The sequence below is a fragment of the Microbacterium croceum genome (genome assembly GCF_023091245.1).
In the GTDB taxonomy this organism is placed as follows: Bacteria; Actinomycetota; Actinomycetes; order Actinomycetales; family Microbacteriaceae; genus Microbacterium; species Microbacterium croceum.
On sequence record NZ_JAHWXN010000001.1, the window covers coordinates 2,166,988 to 2,183,651 of the forward strand.

Genomic DNA, 16,664 nt, shown 5'->3' on the forward strand with positions numbered 1-16,664 from the left:
CACGCGGCCGGTGCGACGCGGCGCGGCTATCTCCAGCGGTACTCGGTCTCCGGCCGGCCACGGGCGCCGTAACGTGCGCCACGCGCCACCAGGCCCTCCGCCGCGAGATGCTCCAAATAGCGCCGCACCGCGACTCGCGACATGCCGAGATGTTCCGCTGCTTCGGTCGCCGACAACGGTCCTGCGGCGCGGACCTCGGCGGTGACGCGTTCCAGCGACGCGGAGGAGAGACCCTTCGGCAGAGTGATCGATCCGGTTGCGCGTCCCAGCAGCGCATCGATCTCCGCCTGCGTGGCTTGACCTGCTGTCGCGGTGGCCTGAGTCCGGTGGTCGCGGTACTGCGCCATCCGTTCCTCGAACACCGCGAAGGGGAAGGGCTTCACCAGGTACTGGAAGACGCCGAGCGCCGCCATCTGCCGCACGGTGTCCGCGTCGCGTACCCCGGTGATCGCGATCACATCGACCGCGGCCGCACGCGCCCGAAGGATGCGCAGCACATCGAGGCCGGAACCGTCGGGCATCGTGACGTCGAGCAGCACCAGATCGAAAGCATCAGGCCCCGGTCTGTCCAGCACCGCAGTCACGGCGGCGCGCGCGCCCGCGCACTCGCCGGCGACGACGAAGCCGTCCAGTCGCGCCACGTAGTTTCGGTGCAGCTCCAGAGTCAGGGCGTCGTCGTCCACGAGCAGGGTGCGGATCATCGTGGCCTCCGCGGCGTGTCTGCCCGCGGGAGCATCACGCGGAAGGTGGTCGGGTGTGCGAAGAGCTCGACAGTGCCTCCGGCGTCATCGACCACGGCCTTGACGAGAGCGAGACCGATGCCGCGTCCGTCCGTGCCGCCAGGTTTCGTGGAGAATCCGGAGGTGAAGATCCGCTCGCTGAGTTCTTCCGGCACCCCGGCCCCGCTGTCGGAGACCTCGAGGACGATCCCGCCCTCCGGGGAAGGGCTCAACGCCACGCTGACCCAGCGGTCGTCCGAGTCGGCGGCGGCATCCAGCGCGTTGTCGACCAGGTTGCCGAGCACGGACACGCTGTCCACGACGGAGAGCGGCGATCGAGGTGTGTCAGGTTCGATGCGCACACGCCAGTCGATCCCGCGTTCCTTCGCCTGTGACGCCTTGCCGAGCAGGAGCGCCCCGACGGCAGGGTCACCGTGTCGCCTGGCGGTCACCTGATCCACGAGCGACTGGCTCTGACGTGACGTCTCGGTCAGGATCTCGATCGCCTCCGCGCTGCGACCGAGCTCGAGCAGGGCGACGGCCGTGTGCATGCGGTTTCCGTGCTCGTGCGTCTGTGCGCGCAGCGCGTCGCCGAGCGTGCGGATGGACTCGTAGGACGAGACGGCGTCGCGCACCTGTCCCGGTGGCAGGTCTCCGGCGATTCTTCGGGTGATCCGGCGGGCGATCCACGCACCCAGTGCGCCGAAGACGACCAGGCCGGCGGTGATCGCGAGCGAGAGCGGGATGCGTCGGATCACCGTCTCGGAGATCGACTCGATCGTGACGCCTGCCGCCACCCACCCGAGCAACTCGCCGTCGCCGTCCGTCACGGGCTCGATCGTGCGGACCGATGGCCCCAGCGTCCCTGTGAAGACCTCGGTGAGGGGGCTCGGATCCTCCGGGATGGTCCCCAGATAGCGCCGACCGATCTGTTCGACGTCGGGGTGGGTGATCCGTACCCCCGTGGTCGTCATCACGGTGATGAAGTCGAGGTCGGCGTCCTCGACGATCGACATGGCATACGGCTCCAAGACTCGAGTCGCGTTCGCCTGGTCGCCCGCCGCGAGTGCGGAGCTGACGACGGGGGAGTTCGCCAGGGCGATGGCCGTGGCGGATGTCACGCGTTCGGCTTCCGCGCGGATGGCGCGCTGCGCATCGACGACCAAGAACACCGCGACGAGCACGCCGATGATCAGGGCGGCCGCCAGCAGGACCAGGAACACCCGTGATGCGGCGCTGCGAGCCGTATGAGCCAACGCATCCTCCGCTCGTCGTCGATCTCGGTCGTGACCAATACGACCACAAATGGTGCCAGACGGGGAAGTCCGCGACCGTGGGTGCACCGGCGGCGACGTGGCAACCGGGCATGAGACGAAGACGTTCATGATCAAGGAGGAAACATGGCCATCACGACAGGGTTCTCACTTCCGGGATTCCACTGGCGGCGAGGCAAGCAGGCCTGGGACCGGCACACCTGGCTGTACGTGTCGGTGATCATCGCGGTCGTGCTCGGTGCGGCCGTCGGCCTCATCTGGCCGGAGGTCGGGCAGAGTCTCGAGCCGATCGGCAAGGGCTTCGTGTCGCTGATCAAGATGATGATCGCCCCGATCATCTTCTGCACGATCGTCGTCGGTGTCGGGTCGATCGCGAAGGCGGCGACCGTCGGCAAGATCGGCGGGCTGGCACTGCTCTACTTCATGGTCATGTCCACGTTCGCGCTCGCGATCGGCCTGGTCGTCGGCAACATCATCCACCCCGGTGCAGGCCTCGACATGGCGAACGCGAGCTACGACGCGACCGAGACCGAGGCGAAGACGACGACCGAGTTCATCCTCGGCATCATCCCGACGACCTTCTTCTCCGCCTTCACAGGTGAGAGCGTCCTGCAGGTCCTGTTCATCGCGTTGCTGGTGGGCTTCGCCCTCCAGGGGCTCGGCGAGAAGGGCGCCCCGATCATGGATGCGGTCAAGAACCTCCAGAAGCTGGTCTTCCGCATCCTCGGCATGATCCTGTGGCTCGCCCCGCTCGGCGCCTTCGGTGCGATCGCCGCGGTGGTGGGCAAGACGGGCATCGCCGCTATCTGGAGTCTCGGCGTGCTGATGATCGCGTTCTACATCACCTGCATCCTCTTCATCGTGGTGGTGCTCGGGACGCTGCTCTACGCCGTCACCCGGGTCAACATCTTCCGTCTGGTGAAGTACCTGGCTCGGGAGTATCTGCTCATCGTCGGTACCTCGTCGTCGGAATCCGCGCTGCCACGCCTCATCGCGAAGATGGAGCACATCGGCGTCTCGAAGCCGGTCGTCGGCATCACCGTGCCGACGGGGTACTCGTTCAACCTCGACGGCACGGCGATCTACCTGACCATGGCGTCGCTGTTCATCGCGACCGGGATGGGACAGCCGATGTCGATCGGCGAGCAGATCGGTCTGCTGGTGTTCATGATCATCGCCAGCAAGGGAGCCGCCGGCGTCACCGGTGCCGGGCTCGCCACGCTCGCGGGAGGACTCCAGGCCTACCGTCCCGATCTCGTCGATGGCGTCGGCGTGATCGTGGGTATCGACCGGTTCATGTCGGAGGGACGCGCGCTCACCAACTTCACCGGCAACGCCGTCGCCACGCTGCTGATCGGCACGTGGACTCGTCAGATCGATCGGGACCGGGTGCAGCAAGTGCTGAGCGGCGCGATTCCCTTCGAGGAGTCGCAGCTCGACGGAGTCGACGAGCACGGGATGGCTGAAGAACGGGAGGCCGTCGACGTCCAGGGTCTGAAGGAGTCGGCGCTCGATGAGATGGCCGCGAAGGAGGCGCGCGCCCGGGTCCGGGCCGCAGCGAGATGACCACTCACAGAGCGGAGTGAGGGATGCGGGAGTCGACGAGCGTCGGCTCCCGCATCCGTGTGGTCAACCGCTCTTGCGTCGGAACTCGCGCCGCGTCTGCGGGGCGGGCGCGCCGTGCACGGCGGAATCGCCGTCGAGGTGTGCCTCGCCCTGCCGGTGGTGCGCGTTCTTCTTCTCGAGCGCTTCCTTGAACTTGCGCTTCATCTCCTCAGCGGAGGTGGCGCCTTCTTCGGTGCTCATGTTCGCCAGCCTAAGGCACAGGTGTGGGGACGGGGCACTCAGTTGCGGGCTCGGCGGGTGACGACGTCGATCAGCAGGCCGATACCGACGGCCACGCTGATCGACACCGGGACTGCGACGAGTGGTCCGCCGGGAAGGACCGCGGCGACGGCCGCGCCCACGGCCGCCTGGTAGGCCGCCCAGCCGATCGCTGCGAGCGTGACCAAGGTCAGGTAGCGCGGAGGATGGATGCGCGATGCACCGGCGACGAGATTGATCGCGAGTCGCGCGAAGGGGATGAACCGCGCCGTGAACAGCACCGTCGCCGTGCCGGTGTCCAGTCGGCGCCGCGCCCATCCGAGGGCTTGCTGGATGCGGGGCGCGCGCATCCAGCGCCAGCGTTCCACTCCGACCTGCCGACCGATCAGGTAGCAGCAGACATCGCCCAGCGTGGCAGCCACCGCGGCACAGGCGATGACGGCCCAGAGTGGTGGGGACCCGGTGGACACGGCGAGGGCTCCGAGCGCGGTGACGGCGATCTCCCCGGGGATGACCACGAAGAACGCGTCGCCGAGAACCAGCACGCTCATGAGGGCGAGGCTCCAGGGGCCGGTCAGAGACGCGGTGAGCAGGTCGGCAGGCACACCCACACGGTGCCTTCCGTGGGTGAACAGGAACCAAAGGGCGCATAGCCGGTGACCGGCGCTCCAGCATCCGGTGAACATCTGATGATGGCGACCGCATCCGCGGCTGAGAGGCTGCCGGGGCCGTCATCCTGGGGATGTGAGAGTCGCGATCGTGACAGAGTCCTTCCTTCCCCACATGAACGGCGTCACCGGGTCGGTGCTGCAGATCCTGCGTCACCTCGAGAACTCCGGGCACGAGGCCCATGTGATCGCTCCTGCTGCCGCGGGGATCCCCTCGTCGGTGAGCGGCGCCATGATCGAGTCCATCCCGAGTCTCGCGCTGCCGGGATACCGGAACGTCAGAGTCGGCACGTCATCCGCGCACCGGGTGGCCTCGTCGTTGCGGTGCTTCCAGCCGGATGTGGTGCACCTGGCGTCGCCGTTCGCGCTCGGGTGGCGCGGAGTTCTCGCCGCGGAGCGCCTCGGGACCGCCGCAGTCGCCGCCTATCAGACGGACGTCGCGGCTTACACGGAGCGCTACGGGATCGCCGCGACGACCGGGTTCGCGCAGACGCATATCGCCCGGCTGCACCGCAGGGCCACGCTCACCCTCGCCCCATCGTCCGACGCGCAGAGCCAGCTCGAGCAGCTCGGAGTGGATCGGCTGCGCCGCTGGGGGAGAGGAGTCGACGCGGAGCGCTTCCACCCGATGCGCCGTGATCTCGCGTTGCGTGCCCGGTGGGGAGTGGGGGGAGAAGCCGTGATCGGCTACGTCGGACGCCTCGCCCCGGAGAAGCAGGTGGAGGATCTTGCGGTGCTGCAGTCGGTGCCCGGGGCGCGGGTGGTGATCGTCGGGGACGGTCCGAGCCGTGCGCGCCTGGAGTCCCTGATGCCGGATGCGCTCTTCCTGGGACACCTGGACGGCGACGCGCTCGCCGCGGCCATTGCCTCCTTCGACGTGTTCGTGCATCCGGGGGAGAGTGAGACGTTCGGGCAGACCCTGCAGGAGGCGCACGCGAGCGGGATTCCCGTGGTCGCGACCGGGCGAGGAGGTCCGCTGGATCTCGTGCGGATGGGCGTGGACGGATGGCTGTATCGACCGGGCGACCTGGACGACCTGCGGATGCGGGTTGCCGACCTCACCGGTGATGCACGCAAGCGACGCGCCTTCGGAGAGGCGGGATTCACCGCGGTGCAGGGCAGGTCATGGTCCAGCGTCTGCGAACAGCTTCTCGGCCACTATGAGGAGGCCCGGGCGTTGAAGCGGGTGGACACGGCCGTGCGCGCTCGCCGCGTGGTGCGGCCTGAACGATCGAGGCCGGTCGCGTCGACACGGTGGCGGCGCTATGTGGCGCTGGGCGACTCGCTGACCGAGGGGCTCTGCGATCCTGCCCCCGACGGCGCCTTGCGTGGGTGGGCGGATCGTCTCGCCCTGCTCCTCGCCTCGCGGGGAGGTCTGCACTACGCCAACCTCGCGATCCGCTCGAAGCGAGTCAGCGATGTCTGCGGGTCCCAGCTGCAGAGAGCACTCGAGCTCAGGCCGGACCTGGTGTCGATCCTGATCGGTGCGAATGATCTCGTGAAGAGCCGGGTCGACATCCCTGCGCTCGCCGCATCGCTGGAGAGAGCTGTCGTGCAGCTGCGCGCGATCGGCGCAGATGTCGTGCTGGTGACGCCGTTCCTTCCCGGTCGTCGCGCCGCGGCGATCTACACCACGCGTTTCGCTGCCTTCGCGACCGCGCTCGCGGGGATCGCTGCGCGCACGGGGGCGATCCTGATCGACACGGATCTGCACCCCACGCTGGGGGACCGCCCGCACTGGGGTGAGGACCTCGTGCACCTCAGCAGCCGAGGACATCGCTTTCTGGCGTACCGCGTCGGCGAGGTGCTCGCTGTGCCGCATGCCGACGCGCTGGGGCTGCTCGACGCCGCACTGCATGAGCACGAGCCCATCGGTACCGGCCTCTGGTGGCGACGCCACGCACTGCCCTGGGTGTGGCGGCGGATGCACGGTCGTGCCGCGGGCGACGGTCGTAGCGCCAAACACGACGACTACGTGTACCTGGGGAGATCGTCGGCGGCGCAGGACGTCTCTGTGGGCTGAGCGGCGCTCTCGCTTCGCGGGCAGACTGCAGCGGGCCGCGCCTGTGGCTCACGTGGCGGAGTTGTCGAGCGGCTGCCCCCAAACCGCAGGGCGGGTGGGATCGAGTGGCCCTCACCCGCCGACGCTCATCGCCGCAGTCCGGTCGTGAAAGGTGCCGGCGCTGAGAGGTTTGCTGCGGGACCGTCGATGCCTCGCGAGCGGAGGTCGTGGTCGCCGCCATCGTCGTGCGGGGTCCCACCAGGCGGGTCCGCGGACGGTGGGGGTGCCGTTGTCCATACGGATCTCCCACCCGGACGTATCGAGGGTGCGGTGGTGATGCCAGCACAACGTCACGCCGTTGTCGGTATGGGTCGGTCCGCCGCGGGCATGTTCTTGCACGTGGTGGATCTCACACCACGACGCCGGAACATGGCACCCGGGGATGAGGCATTCTTTGTCGCGGAGGGTGATCGCCCGCCGTTGGTGGGTGGTGAAGATGCGGTCGGTGCTCCCGATGCCGATGATGCGCCCTTCGGGGTCGAACAGCACCCGTTGGATTGTGCCCCCGCAGGCGGTGTGTCGGGCGGCGGCGATCGTGGTCGGGGTGTCGATCCCGTCGATGTGCGCCCACCCGTGCCCGGTGGCGTAGTCCTCCGCGGTCACCGACACGATCAGCGTCGGCGCCGCCCCACCCAGTCTGGGCATGTCCTCGTGTCGGGCGGCGATGCCGAGCATCGCCGCCAACGCGTCGTGCTGCTTCTGCGCGCGCGAGCGGGTGTCGATTTGCCCACCCGGATCCCCGGACGGCAACACGTCACCATCCCGATCCTCCCTGTCCTGCACGTCCAGAGCCTCCCGTGCCTCCTGTGCCTCCCGTGCCTCCTGTGCGTCCCGTGCGTCCTGTGCGTCCTGTGCGTCCGACGCACCCTGCCCGTTCCTGTCGTCGGATGGCTCGAACCGCACGCCTGGCAGGGGTGGTCCGTCGACTTTCGGGTTCAGGTACGCGTCCCAGATCCGTTGCAGCTGCCCCGCTGTTTCCGGCAGCAGGTCTCCGCGGATCGGGATCAGTCCGTTCTTCGCCCGGCCCAGGATTACCCCACGCCCGCGCATCGCCGTTTCTTCGGCGGGTTCGGCCCCATCCGGATCGAGGAACATCACGATCCGTTGCGCGAGGATCCGCAGATCCTCCGGCGTCGCCACCGGCCCGGCGTCCGGACCGTCTGCATGCGCATCCGACACGGCATCGGCGTCGGCGTCCGTCTCAGTGTGGGCGAGCCCGCGCGCCCATGCCGCGAGCTCCGCGTCGGCCCGTAGCCGGTCCGCCGCCCCGACGCGCCCGCGCGCCTGTTCGATCGGCCCGGTCGCCGCCAACAGTCCAGTGATCCCGATCGCCCCGTCCACCAACGCCGCCCGCAACTGCGGCCACAACGCCGGCAACCAGCCCCCGGAACTGATATCGACCTCGCGGCGCACCAGCCGTGCGGCCTTCACCACCCGCCCCGCACCCGCCGCATCCGCGCGCAGCACCCGCTGCAACAGCTCGCTCATGCTGCGGCACCCGAACTGTCCGCAGAACGCCGGATCACCCGACCCCGCCGGTCGTGCGGGCACCGACGCCACCGTCTCCACGATCAGCGCTTCCGCCCGCCGCACCACATCACCCGCCGCGCGCAGCACGTCGAGCTTGTCCGCATCCGACCACCCCGAAACGCTCACTGCGCGCACCAGGCCGTCGAGGTCGTTCACGACCTGATCGAGCACATTCGCGGGGTGGTTCATACCCCTCATTCAACCCGGGACCACCGACATTCCCGCCCCAGAATCACCCGAAAACAACCCAGGTCAGAGCAATATTCCAGAACACGATCCCGGCCCACTCACCCTCCCCAGAAGCCCGCCAAACCGACTTCTCCGCAAGCCTCGAACATCCGAGGGCAACAGCCTCAGCGGCGCCCCATCCCGCGGTAGTCCCAACCCGCCGCGCGCCAGGCCACCGCATCCAGGCAGTTGCGGCCATCGATGACGATGCGCCGACGCACGAGCCCAGCCGCATGCAGGGGCGAAAGGTCTCGCCGATACTCGTCCCACTCGGTCACCACCACGACGGCGTCCGCATCACGGAGAGCGTCGTCCCGCTCCCGCGCGTAGCCGAGCTGCGGGTGCAGGGCGGCCGCATTGTCGATGGCCGCAGGGTCGGTCACCACCACGTCTGCTCCCAGACCCCGCAACCGCACGGCGACGTCGAGAGCGGGAGAGTCGCGGATGTCATCGCTGAACGGCTTGAACGCCGCACCCAGCACGGCGATCCGACGGCCGAACACGAGACCGCCGAGCGCATCCACGACGAGCTGCACGGCGCGATCACGCCGCCGGAGATTGATCATGTCGACCTCGCGGAGGAAGCCGACCGCGTCACCGCGGCCGAGCTCCTCCGCTCTCGCCGCGAAAGCGCGGATGTCCTTGGGCAGGCAGCCCCCGCCGAAACCGATCCCGGCGCCGAGGTAGCGACGGCCGATGCGGGTGTCATATCCGAGTGCATCGGCGAGCAGGGTCACGTCAGCGCCGGCAGCCTCGGCGATCTCCGCCATGGCGTTGATGAACGAGATCTTCGTGGCCAGGAACGCGTTCGCGGCTCCCTTGACCAGCTCAGCAGTCGCCAGGTCAGTGACCAGATACGGCGTACCGGCGTCGATCGCGGGGGCATACACCTGCCGCAGCATGTCCGCCGCGCGGTCGCCATCAGGACCGGACAGCACCCCGACCACCAGCCGGTCCGGCGTCAGTGTGTCGTGCACCGCCCATCCCTCACGCAGGAACTCCGGGTTCCACAAGAGTATCGCCCCCGTCGGCGACAGACGCTCGGCCAGCCGCTCGGCGGTTCCGACCGGCACCGTGGACTTCCCGGCCACGACGTCCCCCGAGCGCAGGTGGGGGAGCAGCCCGTCGATCGCGGCCTCGACGTACCGGAGGTCGGCGGCGTGCCCGCCGGGAAGCTGCGGCGTGCCGACCGCGATGAAGTGCACCGTAGATCCGGCCGCATCCTCCATGCGCGTGCTGAACCGCAGGCGGCCCGAGTCGAGGCCGGCCTGCAGCAGACCTGAAAGCTGCGGCTCGAAGAACGGAGCGTCCCCGGACGACAGCATCCCGACCTTGTCCTCGTCGACGTCGATCCCGATGACGTCGTGTCCGATCGAAGCCATCGCCGCGGCGTGGACGGCACCGAGGTACCCACAGCCGATCACTGACATGCGCATCCCGTCAGCACACTCGACGACGGCCACGGGCGATCGACGCGCGGGTGAACAGCACGTGTCGGCGCGATGACGGAACCGCCGATGCGGTCGGACCCAGTGGTTTCGCGGGACACGCTGATAGGGTTGACGCGGTTGCAATCTGTCAACCGCTCCAATTTCATATCGACTCATGGAGCGATCGGCGGAGAAGCTGGTCCCCTGTGGTGGGTTCCTCGGCGCACGATGTCGGGTGGCTTTCTACTGGTGGCCAGCGCAGGCGAGATTCGCGGGAATGCCCGCGCGCCCATATCCGGCCGTATCCGCTCCTTTGGAACACGCTCGCGCGTCATACGGATTCGCGAGTCTAAACAAAGAAGGAGAGACCTCTTGGAAGGTCCTGAAATCACCGCCACCGAGGCCGTTCTCGACAACGGCCGCTTCGGCACCCGCACCATCCGCTTCGAGACCGGCCGCCTCGCGCAGCAGGCTCAGGGCGCAGTCGCCGCGTACCTCGACGGCGAGACCATGCTCCTCTCGGCCACCAGCGCAGGAAAGCACCCGCGCGAGGGCTTCGACTTCTTCCCGCTGACGGTCGACGTCGAGGAGCGTTCCTACGCTGCAGGCAAGATCCCGGGTTCGTTCTTCCGTCGCGAGGGCCGCCCCTCCACCGAGGCGATCCTGGTCTGCCGTCTGATCGACCGTCCGCTGCGCCCGTCGTTCGTCGACGGACTCCGCAACGAGGTTCAGATCGTCATCACCGTTCTCTCGATCGCTCCGGGCGAGTTCTACGATGCTCTCGCTATCAACGCCGCGTCCGCCTCGACTCAGATCTCGGGTCTGCCGTTCTCGGGTCCCGTCGCCGGTGTGCGTCTCGCGTTCATCCCCGGCCACGGCGAGCACGCCGACCAGTGGGTCGCGTTCCCGACCGCCGAGCAGGTCAGCGAGGCCGTGTTCGACCTGATCGTCGCCGGTCGCGTCGTCACCAAGTCCGATGGCACGGAAGACGTCGCCATCATGATGGTCGAGGCTGAGGCCACCGAGGGCAGCTGGAACCTGATCAAGGCCGGCGCCACCAAGCCCGATGAGGCTGTCGTGGCCCAGGGACTCGAGGCATCGAAGCCCTTCATCGCCCAGCTGGTCAAGGCTCAGGCTGAGCTCGCCGCGACCGCGTCGAAGGAGCCGGGTGTGTACCCGGTCTTCCCGCCTTACACCGACGAGGTCTTCACCTTCGTCTCCGAGCGCGCGTTCGCCGAGCTCAGCGACGTCTACCAGATCGCTGACAAGACCGAGCGTCAGAACGCCGACGACGCGATCAAGGACCGCGTCAAGGGTGAGCTCGCCGCCGCAGTCGAGGCGGGCACGCTGCCCGAGTCGGCACTGGGCGAGTTCTCCGGTGCGTACAAGTCGGTCACGAAGAAGATCGTCCGTGGTCGCATCCTCACCGAGAGCGTGCGCATCGACGGCCGTGGCCTGGCGGACATCCGTCCGCTCGACGCCGAGGTGCAGGTCATCCCGCGCGTGCACGGTTCCGCGATCTTCCAGCGCGGTGAGACCCAGATCCTGGGCATCACCACGCTGAACATGCTCAAGATGGAGCAGCAGATCGACTCGCTGTCGCCCACGACGAGCAAGCGCTACATGCACCACTACAACTTCCCGCCCTACTCGACCGGTGAGACCGGCCGCGTGGGTTCGCCGAAGCGTCGCGAAATCGGGCACGGCTTCCTCGCCGAGCGCGCACTCGTGCCGGTTCTGCCGAGCCGCGAGGAGTTCCCGTACGCCATCCGTCAGGTGTCCGAGGCACTGAGCTCCAACGGCTCGACCTCGATGGGCTCCGTCTGCGCGTCGACGCTGTCGCTGCTCAACGCGGGTGTGCCGCTGCGCGCCGCGGTCGCCGGTATCGCCATGGGTCTCGTCTCCGACGAGGTCAACGGTGAGACCCGTTACGCCGCGCTGACCGACATCCTGGGTGCGGAGGATGCTCTCGGCGACATGGACTTCAAGGTCGCCGGTACCAGCGAGTTCGTCACGGCCATCCAGCTCGACACGAAGCTCGACGGCATCCCGACGTCCGTGCTCACGGGCGCGCTGACCCAGGCCCGCGACGCTCGTCTGACGATCCTCAACGTGCTGAATGCCGCGATCGATGCTCCTGACGAGATGGCGCCGACCGCGCCGCGCGTCATCAGCGTGCAGATCCCGGTCGACAAGATCGGCGAGCTGATCGGCCCGAAGGGCAAGACGATCAACGCGATCCAGGACGAGACCGGTGCGCAGATCTCGATCGAGGAGGACGGCACCGTCTACATCGGCGCGACCGATGGTCCGTCGGCCGAGGCCGCTCGTGCGCAGGTCAACGCGATCGCCAACCCGACCAACCCCGAGGTGGGCGAGCAGTTCCTCGGAACCGTCGTGAAGATCGCCACCTTCGGTGCGTTCGTCTCGCTGCTCCCGGGCAAGGACGGACTGCTGCACGTCACCGAGGTGCGCAAGCTCGCCGGTGGCAAGCGCGTGGAGAACGTCGATGACGTCCTCTCGGTCGGCCAGAAGATCCTCGTGAAGATCACGAAGATCGACGACCGCGGCAAGCTGTCGCTCGAGCCCGTGCTCGACGACGCCCCCGCGGCCGAGGCTGCTCCCGCTGAGGAGTCCGCCGCCGAGTGATCGGAACCGTTCGATCAGAACCCGGGTGTCTCCGTTGCGGAGGCACCCGGGTTCTGTCATATGCGGTGTGACCAAACCGTTATGCGAAGTTTTCGCGCCGTTCCCCGGATTGGTCGGAGTGTTCGCCGAAGTCGCTTACCCTCGAAGTACGCACCGGGGGGTGCAGATCATGGCAGGTACGCAGGTCGGAACGCACTGACCGATGCGGGGGTGAGAGTATGCGGTTGTTCAGCGTAGGCGCAGGGGCGTCCGCAGAGCGTGCCCCGCAGGAGGTTGCGGAGCATCCATCCGCGCCCATTCCGATCGTCGGCCCCGGAATAGGAGAGTCCATCCGCGTCCCGCTCGGCGAGACCGGTCTGGAGACGTTCCCGCTGATGCTGGGAGCTGCGGAGTTCGGATGGAACGTCGACCTCGAGACGAGCCACGGCATCCTCGATCGCTACGTGGAGTTCGGCGGCAACGCCGTGCACACCGCCGACGGCTTCTCGGGAGGACGCAGCGAGCACATCATCGGTCAGTGGCTGCGGTCACGGGGCCTTCGCGATCGCACGCTTCTCAGCGTCAGGATCGGCGCGCACGCCGATAACCCGGGTCTGGGGTCGGTGAACCTCGTCCGCGCTGTGGAGGGATCGCTCACGCGGCTCGGAGTCGAACGCATCGACGTGCTGCATCTCGACGCGACGCTCGACGCCACCACGAACCTGGAAGACACCCTCGCCACTGTCGAGTGGCTGTCGGATGCCGGCAAGGTCGGAGCGATCGGAGCCTTCGGTTTCGCCCCGGAGCGGCTCGTGGAAGCGCGTATCCTCGCATCGGCGGGTTACCCCCGCATCCAGGTGATCGACGCCCCGTACAACCTCATCCGCCGTCAACCCTTCGAGGGCGATCTCCGTCTTGTCGCCGGCGCTCAGGGCCTTGCCGTCACGCCCTCGCACGCGCTGGAGCACGGATTCCTGTCCGGGCGCCATCGCCGGAAGGCGCTGACAACTCAGGGCGTGCGCGGCGAGCAGCTGCGGGGGCACCTCAACCGTCGAGGGATCAAGATCCTCCGTGCACTCGACCAGGTAGCCGAAGAGCTGTCCGTGCCTGTCGCGGCGGTGTCGATCGCCTGGCTGCTGGCGCAGCGCACTGTCGCCGCCCCTATCGTGAACACGTTCGCGACTGAGCATGTCGATGAGCTGATGCAGGGTGCCGGTGTCACACTGTCTCGCGTACAGGTCGCAGAGCTCACGCGTGCGGGGAACTGAGCACCGTCGCACCCGTGACATAGAGTGGAAGAGAAGCCCGGCAGATGCTGGCAATGAAGCGAGCGGGTTGTGACGCACTACATATATCTGGTCAGACACGGTGAACATCAGGATGCCGAGCACGGCCTCGCCGACGGACCCTTGTCGCCACGAGGACAGCGCCAGGCAGAGCTGATCGCCGACCGGCTCTCCGGGCTCCCACTGGATGCCGTCTGGCATTCGCCGCTGTTGCGCGCGAACGAGACCGCTCGTGCGATCGCCGGTCGTCTGCCCTCGGTCGACCCCGAGCCGACCGCGCTGCTGTTCGACTGCGTTCCGACGGGGATGACCGAGGAGACTCCGGCCGTCTTCGAGCCGTTCTTCGGCTCGGTCACCGAGGCCGAGATCGAGGCCGGCGGCGCACAGATGTTCGACGCGGTCAACGAGTTCCTGGTGCGCAAGCCGGGTGATGTGCACGAGGTGCTGATCACGCACAACTTCGTGATCTCGTGGTTCGTCCGCGAGGTTCTCGGCGCACCGGAATGGCGGTGGATGACCCTGAACCAGGCCCACTGCGGTCTGACGATCATCGCGCAGAAGCAGGGACGCCCCTGGACCTTGTTGACGCACAATGACACCGGACACCTGCCGGTTGAGCTGCGGACCGGTATCCCGGACGCGCTTCCCGTCTGAGCTGCGCGCGGTCGGTCCCCGGTCCTCGCGGTCACGCCCCGCGCGCCCCGGCCGTCAGGTCAGCCCCGCTCAATAGACTGGATACATGACCACGCAGGTAGCACTCGTCGGCGGAACCGGGAAGCTCGGCACGATCATCCATGCGGTGGTCGACGAGCTCGAGGGGTTCGAGGTGAGCCGAGTGCTGACCTCTCGCAGCGACCTGTCGGAGCTCGCCGGCGCCGACCTCGTGGTCGACGCGTCGACTCCGCAGGTGAGCATCGACGTGGTGCGTTCGGCGATTGAGCACGGCGTCAACGTCCTGGTGGCGACGTCGGGCTGGTCGGCAGAGCGCATCGCTCTCGTGCGTCCTCTCGCCGAAGCGGCCGGCACAGGTGTCGTGTTCATCCCCAACTTCTCGTTGGGCTCGGTTCTGGGCTCGGCACTGGCCGCGGCCGCTGCGCCGTTCTTCGGCTCGGCAGAGATCATCGAGGCTCACCGCGAGACCAAGATCGACTCGCCCAGCGGCACCGCTGTGCGCACGGCAGAGCTGATCGCCGCCGCCCGCGTCGAACAGGGACCGGTGAGCGCTCCGCATGCAGACCAGCGTGCGCGCGGCCAGCAGGTCGGCAGCGTTCCGATCCACTCCCTGCGTCGGCCCGGTGTGGTCGCCAAGCAGGAGGTCATCCTGTCCGGGCCCGGCGAATCACTCACCTTCACGCACGATACGACCGACCCCGCGCTGGCCTATGCGCCGGGCATCCGTCTCGCCGTGCCGTTCGCCGCGCAGGCCACCGGCGTCGTCGTCGGGCTCGAGAACATGATCGACATCGGCATCCGCTCATGATCTCGCGCATCGGCGTGGGCGTCATGGCGCTGTGCCTTGCGCTGTACATCGTGGTGGTGGGACAGCGGGCTGTCCTGATGCTCACGACGGGGGAGCCGATCGCGATCGCCATCGGGGTCGCCCTGATCGTGATGCCGTTGATCGGTGCCTGGGCGCTGGTGCGCGAGATGCAGTTCGGTTTCGCGGCCGACAAGCTCGGCCGCACCTTGGACGCGGAGGGCGGGATGCCGCAGGCGGAGACCGAGCTCACCCCCAGCGGCCGCATCGCCAAGGGCGACGCCGATCCGATGATCGCGCGCTACACCGCCGAGGCGGAAGCCGCGCCGGCCGAATGGCGCGCCTGGTTCCGGCTGGGAGTCGTGCAGGACGCGGCCGGGCGCCGCAAGGACGCCCGGGCCAGCATCCGCGAGGCGATCCGCCTCTCGCGCTCCTGAGAACAGCGTCAGGCGAGTGTCGCCTCGAGCGTGATCTCGATGCCGGCGAGAGCCTGTGAGACCGGGCAGCCGGTCTTGGCCTCGTCGGCGATGTCCTGGAACGCCTCCGGGCTGAGTCCCGGCACGACCGCGTTGACGTTGAGGTGGCTGCCGGTGATGCCGACTCCGGGCTTGAAGGTGACCGAGGCACTGGTGTTCACGCGCTCCGGTGGGGTGCCGTTCTCGCTCAGCGCGTGCGAGAGCGCCATGCTGAAGCACGAGGCGTGAGCCGCCGCGATGAGCTCTTCCGGGGTGGTGGTGGTGTCGCTGCCCTCGCTGCGCGCCTTCCAGTTGATCGGGAAGGTGCCCAGGTTCGAGGTCGAGAACGCGACGGTGCCGGAACCTTCGGCGAGTGATCCGGTCCAGGTGGTGGTCGCTTCGCTGGTGACGGGCATGATTCCTCCGGTTCTCGCGCTCTGCTCGGTGTGCACGGCGCGCGTCCCGGCCAGCCTATCCATCCCGCACGGGCGACGGAACAGGGCTCAGACGGTCGAGGCCCCGCGTCCCAGGAGCCCCGCGCGCTGGAGCAGCAGGTAGAGCTGGCAGCCGAGGCAGAGCCCGAACGCGGCGTTGAGGAACGCGGCGATGAAGGCCGCTCCTGTGGCGATGGGCAGCGCCCACGGCACGCCGGCGAGGTGCAGTATCAGTCCGACTGAGACCACGAAGAGACCGACGCCCTGGGCGAAGCGCGGCGGACGCGGATCCTCGAGCTCGGTGGGGGCGGACAGGCGTGGACGGATGACACGGCGGAAGATCACGCCCCACGGTGCGGTCTGCGGCGATGCCACACTCCAGACGAAGAGCAGGGCGATCACGACGGTGAGGAGGAATCCCGGATCCAGCGCGCGCTGCAGCAGGGGAGCGGCGCTGACCGCCCAGGACTGCGGAGCCACGAACGCGAAGTCGAAGCCGGGGGAGATCGCGAACCAGCTCCCCGGAAACCTCGCCGTGGAGATGCCGATCAGTGCCAGGAAGGTCGCCACGATCAGCAGCAATGCGGTGATCGTGGCGGCGAAGCGAGGACCGCGGGGGTCGATGCCGGCGGGAGTGGTCATCTCTGCT

The 16,664-nt window shown here is 68.2% G+C and carries 15 protein-coding genes; 7 read left to right on the plus strand and 8 right to left on the minus strand.

Annotated elements, in window-relative coordinates:
• Positions 1-26: 26 nt before the first annotated feature.
• Positions 27-701 carry a response regulator gene (locus KZC51_RS10200; protein ID WP_247629869.1) on the minus strand — a complete coding sequence of 225 codons (675 nt, stop codon included), beginning with the start codon at positions 699-701 and terminating at the stop codon, positions 27-29.
• Complete coding sequence (locus KZC51_RS10205) at positions 698-1,975, minus strand: sensor histidine kinase (RefSeq protein ID WP_247629870.1); 1,278 nt, start codon at positions 1,973-1,975, stop codon at positions 698-700. Before KZC51_RS10205 ends, KZC51_RS10200 begins: the two co-directional genes overlap by 4 nt.
• 144 nt (positions 1,976-2,119) lie before the next feature.
• On the opposite strand from KZC51_RS10205, the gene KZC51_RS10210 reads away from it, so the two are divergent.
• On the plus strand, positions 2,120-3,559 hold the full coding sequence (locus tag KZC51_RS10210; protein WP_247629871.1) for a cation:dicarboxylate symporter family transporter: 1,440 nt from the start codon (positions 2,120-2,122) through the stop codon (positions 3,557-3,559).
• A 63-nt stretch (positions 3,560-3,622) separates the two neighbouring features.
• On the opposite strand, the gene KZC51_RS10215 is transcribed toward KZC51_RS10210, so the two are convergent.
• Positions 3,623-3,799 (minus strand): DUF5302 domain-containing protein, encoded by a 177-nt coding sequence (locus KZC51_RS10215; RefSeq protein ID WP_247629872.1) that lies wholly within the window; start codon positions 3,797-3,799, stop codon positions 3,623-3,625.
• Between the two features lie 38 nt (positions 3,800-3,837).
• Entirely contained in the window at positions 3,838-4,422 is a 585-nt protein-coding gene (locus KZC51_RS10220) for a DedA family protein (protein ID WP_247629873.1), read from the minus strand.
• A gap of 154 nt (positions 4,423-4,576) precedes the next feature.
• Between KZC51_RS10220 and KZC51_RS10225 the strand changes: the two genes are divergently transcribed.
• Entirely contained in the window at positions 4,577-6,508 is a 1,932-nt protein-coding gene (locus KZC51_RS10225) for a GDSL-type esterase/lipase family protein (RefSeq protein WP_247629874.1), read from the plus strand.
• Between the two features lie 111 nt (positions 6,509-6,619).
• Here the strand turns inward: KZC51_RS10225 and KZC51_RS10230 are convergent, their stop codons facing one another.
• Positions 6,620-8,266 (minus strand): HNH endonuclease signature motif containing protein, encoded by a 1,647-nt coding sequence (locus KZC51_RS10230; protein WP_247629875.1) that lies wholly within the window; start codon positions 8,264-8,266, stop codon positions 6,620-6,622.
• 164 nt (positions 8,267-8,430) lie between these two features.
• On the minus strand, positions 8,431-9,741 hold the full coding sequence (locus KZC51_RS10235; protein ID WP_247629876.1) for a UDP-glucose dehydrogenase family protein: 1,311 nt from the start codon (positions 9,739-9,741) through the stop codon (positions 8,431-8,433).
• Positions 9,742-10,107: 366 nt separating this feature from the next.
• Between KZC51_RS10235 and KZC51_RS10240 the strand changes: the two genes are divergently transcribed.
• From KZC51_RS10240 to KZC51_RS10260, 5 genes are all read left to right on the plus strand, one after another.
• Positions 10,108-12,384 (plus strand): polyribonucleotide nucleotidyltransferase, encoded by a 2,277-nt coding sequence (locus tag KZC51_RS10240; RefSeq protein WP_247629877.1) that lies wholly within the window; start codon positions 10,108-10,110, stop codon positions 12,382-12,384.
• 218 nt (positions 12,385-12,602) lie between these two features.
• Entirely contained in the window at positions 12,603-13,631 is a 1,029-nt protein-coding gene (locus KZC51_RS10245; protein ID WP_247629878.1) for an aldo/keto reductase, read from the plus strand.
• Between the two features lie 69 nt (positions 13,632-13,700).
• The gene (locus tag KZC51_RS10250) at positions 13,701-14,303 is read left to right on the plus strand and encodes a histidine phosphatase family protein (RefSeq protein ID WP_247629879.1); all 603 of its coding nucleotides are present in this window, start codon (positions 13,701-13,703) and stop codon (positions 14,301-14,303) included.
• 85 nt (positions 14,304-14,388) lie between these two features.
• On the plus strand, positions 14,389-15,129 hold the full coding sequence (gene dapB / locus KZC51_RS10255) for a 4-hydroxy-tetrahydrodipicolinate reductase (protein ID WP_247629880.1): 741 nt from the start codon (positions 14,389-14,391) through the stop codon (positions 15,127-15,129).
• Complete coding sequence (locus KZC51_RS10260) at positions 15,126-15,563, plus strand: hypothetical protein (RefSeq protein ID WP_247629881.1); 438 nt, start codon at positions 15,126-15,128, stop codon at positions 15,561-15,563. The genes dapB and KZC51_RS10260 overlap by 4 nt, the downstream gene beginning before the upstream one ends.
• 8 nt (positions 15,564-15,571) lie before the next feature.
• Here KZC51_RS10260 and KZC51_RS10265 read toward each other — a convergent pair whose 3' ends face one another.
• Both KZC51_RS10265 and KZC51_RS10270 read right to left on the minus strand, forming a co-directional pair.
• On the minus strand, positions 15,572-15,997 hold the full coding sequence (locus KZC51_RS10265; RefSeq protein WP_247629882.1) for an OsmC family peroxiredoxin: 426 nt from the start codon (positions 15,995-15,997) through the stop codon (positions 15,572-15,574).
• A gap of 87 nt (positions 15,998-16,084) precedes the next feature.
• Positions 16,085-16,657, minus strand: a complete 573-nt coding sequence (locus KZC51_RS10270) for a DUF4395 domain-containing protein (RefSeq protein WP_247629883.1) — start codon at positions 16,655-16,657, stop codon at positions 16,085-16,087.
• Positions 16,658-16,664 lie beyond the last annotated feature (7 nt).

What these genes read in the sequence shown, in the direction of transcription:
- KZC51_RS10200 (WP_247629869.1), bottom strand. Translation starts at nt 701, where the DNA reads ATGATCCGCACCCTGCTCGTGGACGACGACGCCCTGACTCTGGAGCTG.
- KZC51_RS10210 (WP_247629871.1), top strand. Translation starts at nt 2,120, where the DNA reads ATGGCCATCACGACAGGGTTCTCACTTCCGGGATTCCACTGGCGGCGA.
- KZC51_RS10215 (WP_247629872.1), bottom strand. Translation starts at nt 3,799, where the DNA reads ATGAGCACCGAAGAAGGCGCCACCTCCGCTGAGGAGATGAAGCGCAAG.
- KZC51_RS10230 (WP_247629875.1), bottom strand. Translation starts at nt 8,266, where the DNA reads ATGAACCACCCCGCGAATGTGCTCGATCAGGTCGTGAACGACCTCGAC.
- KZC51_RS10235 (WP_247629876.1), bottom strand. Translation starts at nt 9,741, where the DNA reads ATGCGCATGTCAGTGATCGGCTGTGGGTACCTCGGTGCCGTCCACGCC.
- KZC51_RS10245 (WP_247629878.1), top strand. Translation starts at nt 12,603, where the DNA reads ATGCGGTTGTTCAGCGTAGGCGCAGGGGCGTCCGCAGAGCGTGCCCCG.
- dapB (WP_247629880.1), top strand. Translation starts at nt 14,389, where the DNA reads ATGACCACGCAGGTAGCACTCGTCGGCGGAACCGGGAAGCTCGGCACG.
- KZC51_RS10260 (WP_247629881.1), top strand. Translation starts at nt 15,126, where the DNA reads ATGATCTCGCGCATCGGCGTGGGCGTCATGGCGCTGTGCCTTGCGCTG.
- KZC51_RS10265 (WP_247629882.1), bottom strand. Translation starts at nt 15,997, where the DNA reads ATGCCCGTCACCAGCGAAGCGACCACCACCTGGACCGGATCACTCGCC.
- KZC51_RS10270 (WP_247629883.1), bottom strand. Translation starts at nt 16,657, where the DNA reads ATGACCACTCCCGCCGGCATCGACCCCCGCGGTCCTCGCTTCGCCGCC.